The organism is Saccharomonospora saliphila YIM 90502 (genome assembly GCF_000383795.1).
Taxonomy (GTDB): Bacteria; Actinomycetota; Actinomycetes; order Mycobacteriales; family Pseudonocardiaceae; genus Saccharomonospora; species Saccharomonospora saliphila.
The window spans coordinates 7,756-10,575 of sequence record NZ_KB912676.1 but is presented as its reverse complement, the minus strand read 5'-3'; the positions used below and the strand labels follow the sequence as shown (position 1 = coordinate 10,575).

At 71.5% G+C, this 2,820-nt stretch carries 3 protein-coding genes; 1 reads left to right on the top strand and 2 read right to left on the bottom strand.

Annotated elements, in window-relative coordinates; genetic code table 11:
• Positions 1–62: 62 nt before the first annotated feature.
• Positions 63–494, bottom strand: coding sequence for an STAS domain-containing protein (locus tag SACSA_RS0112220; protein ID WP_083940240.1), 432 nt, complete (start codon positions 492–494; stop codon positions 63–65).
• A 172-nt stretch (positions 495–666) separates the two neighbouring features.
• Between SACSA_RS0112220 and SACSA_RS0112215 the strand changes: the two genes are divergently transcribed.
• Positions 667–1,083, top strand: a complete 417-nt coding sequence (locus SACSA_RS0112215) for a CBS domain-containing protein (RefSeq protein WP_019816213.1) — start codon at positions 667–669, stop codon at positions 1,081–1,083.
• A gap of 240 nt (positions 1,084–1,323) precedes the next feature.
• Here the strand turns inward: SACSA_RS0112215 and SACSA_RS22675 are convergent, their stop codons facing one another.
• On the bottom strand, positions 1,324–2,682 hold the full coding sequence (locus SACSA_RS22675; protein WP_083940239.1) for a UDP-glucose dehydrogenase family protein: 1,359 nt from the start codon (positions 2,680–2,682) through the stop codon (positions 1,324–1,326).
• Between the last annotated feature and the right edge of the window lie 138 nt (positions 2,683–2,820).

The following is a 2,820-nucleotide window of genomic DNA, read 5'->3' as shown; positions in this document are numbered from 1 at the left end:
GCCAGGTGCGCGCACCGGCCCCGTCCGGCCCTGCCGGACGGGGCCGCGATCGCGTGCCCGCCTCAGCGGGGCACGTGCTCAGGGGCGAGGTCGAACTCCAGCACCTCCTCCCCGGTGCGGGGCGCGGGAACGCCGTGCAGCGCGGCAGGCACCGTCCCGTGCAGCGGAAGGGCATCGGAGAGCCCGACCGCCTCCACGGGCCTGCGCACGACACGCTGGGTGGCGACGACGCGGAGCGGGGTGCCCCGTCTCGCCGCGACCTTCTGCGTGTTGAGCAGCAGAGCCAGGCCCGACGACCCCAGGAAGCTGACCTCACTGAGGTCCACCACCAGCGGGTGTGGAGGCGAGACCGTGTGCAGCGCCTCCTCGAGGTGTCGTTCGAGCTGTTGTCGCGTGCTGAGGTCGATTTCGCCGCGCACTGTCACGACGAGACTCGGCCCATGACGTTCGGTGGTTAGGCCCAACAGTGAAGTGGGTATTACTCGTTCGGACACGGCACCTCCAGCGGTGTCCACATCAACCGATAGGTCGAGGAAAACGTCCGGCCGCTGCCTGCTCAACCGCCTGACTGCCCAAAGACTAGTCCGGATGGCCCAATGTGCAAAGACCAGAACGGACGCTTGTTCCCCGAACGGACGATTCTTGGGATACGAGGAGTGACCTCAGGTGACACTGGTTCGCGACATCATGACCCAGGACCCGCACTGCGCCGAGACGAGTATGTCGGTGTCCGAGGCCGCGCGGATGATGGCCTCGGCCGGCGTCGGGGCCCTCCCCGTCCGGGGTGAGGACGGGGAACTCAAAGGTGTGCTCACCGACCGGGACATCGTCGTGAAGGTTCTTGCCGAGGGCAAGGACCCGGTGGCGGTGCACGTGGGTGAGGTCGCCCGGAGTGAGGTGTTCTCCGTCGCACCGGACGCCGACGTCGATTCCGCGCTGCGCACCATGGCCGGCCACAGGGTGCGCAGGCTCGTGGTGCTGGACGGGGACCGGCTCGTCGGCATCGTCTCGCAGGCCGACGTGGCCCGGTCGCAGTCCGGCGACGCGGTCGGCCGCACCGTCGAGGAGATCTCGAAAGACTGAAGGGCTATCCGCGCCCGGGTCGGCACCGGCCCGGGCGCCGTCGTGCGGTGGCGGGGATTAACTGGACGGTGGCCACATTCGCGTCCGGCCTCCCGTGCGAATGGGGGCCGCGAAACCGGGACGCAATCTGGACAATGCCTATCTCCAGGTTCTTGGATTAATCGCAATCCCGGCGATACGGGTACCTGATAAAATTCTCGTGAATCGTCAGGCCATTCGTTCCGTCACCGTGGACGCGCGCTATCGCCCGAGCCGGTGACACCGGACACCCGCCCGTGCGAGTTCGTCCGGGTTGACCAGGTCGCGCGTGTCGACGAGGACGGCACGCTCGGTGAGTTCGGCCAGGTGCGCCCAGTCGAGCCGGGTGAACTCGGACCACTCGGTGAGCAACACCAGCCCGGAGGCGTCCTTGGCCGCCAGGCTCACGTCGTCGACGAGCTGGACGCCCGCCGAGGCCGTGCTGTCCGCCGCGGCGCGGTCGAGGCCGGGGTCGTACCCGGTGAGCACGGCTCCGGCGGCGGACAGGCGGGAGGCGACCGCCAGGGCGGGCGAGTCGCGCAGGTCGTCGGTGCCCGCCTTGAACGTCAAACCGAGCAGTCCCAGCCGCACCCCCGCGAGAGACCCGTCGGGCGTGCCGGTGACGGCCGTGCGCACGGCGCGCACCACCCGATCGTGCTGGTGCTCGTTCGCGGCGACGGCGTCGGCCAGCAGGGCGAAGTCCACGCCCGCCTGACCCGCGGTCGACAACAGCGCGCGAACGTCCTTGGGCAGGCAGGAGCCGCCCCAGCCGGGGCCGGGGGAGAGGAAGGCTCCGCCGATTCTCGGGTCGAGCCGCATGACGGCCGCCACGTCGGCGATGTCGGCCCGCACCCGTTCACACAGCTCCGCCAGCACGTTGACGTAGGAGAGCTTGAGCGCGAGGAAGGCGTTGCTGGCGTACTTGGCCAGCTCCGCGCTCGCGGGGTCGGTGCGCACCACCGGGGCGCCGATGCCCGCGTAGAGGGCCGCGACGCGGTCGGCGGCGGCGTCGTCGTGTGCCCCGACCACGATGCGATCGGGGTGGAGGAAGTCGTGGGCGGCGTGCCCTTCGCGCAGGAACTCGGGGTTGCTGACGGCGGGCCTGCCCAGCGCCCGCGCCGCGCGGTCGGTCGTGCCGACGGGGACGGTCGACTTGACCGCCACCACGCAGTCCGGAGCGAGCACGCCGTCCAACCCGGAAAGGACCGCGTCGAACGCGCGCAGATCCGCCGTGCCGTCCGCGCCCGATGGGGTGGGCACGCACAGCAGCACGACGTCGGCCTCCGAGAGCGAGGCGAGGTCGGTGCCGAAGCTCAGCGTGCCCGCGTCGAGACCCCGCCGCACCAGCTCGTCCAGCCCCGGCTCGCCGATGCGGACCTCGCCCCGGCCGAGCGCGGTGATCTTGTCGTGGTCGGTGTCCACACCCCGCACGCGGTGTCCCCGTCGCGCCAGGCACGCCGCGCTGGTCAGTCCGACGTAGCCCGTGCCGACGACGCCGACCCGGAGTCCGCTCGGGCTGGCGGGGGACCGTCGCCGGGTCGCGGGGTGCTGGTGCGGCGTTGTCGGGTGCTGTCCTGGCATGGTCGTCCTCCGGAGAGCAGAAGCCGCGCCGTCCGCAGCACCTCCGGTACGGACAGGCGCAGCAGGCCGGCGTCGGGGGTGTCGGCGTGCGGGTCGCCCGTCGTGCCCGCCCAGAGCGCGCGGTGCCACGGCCGGTCC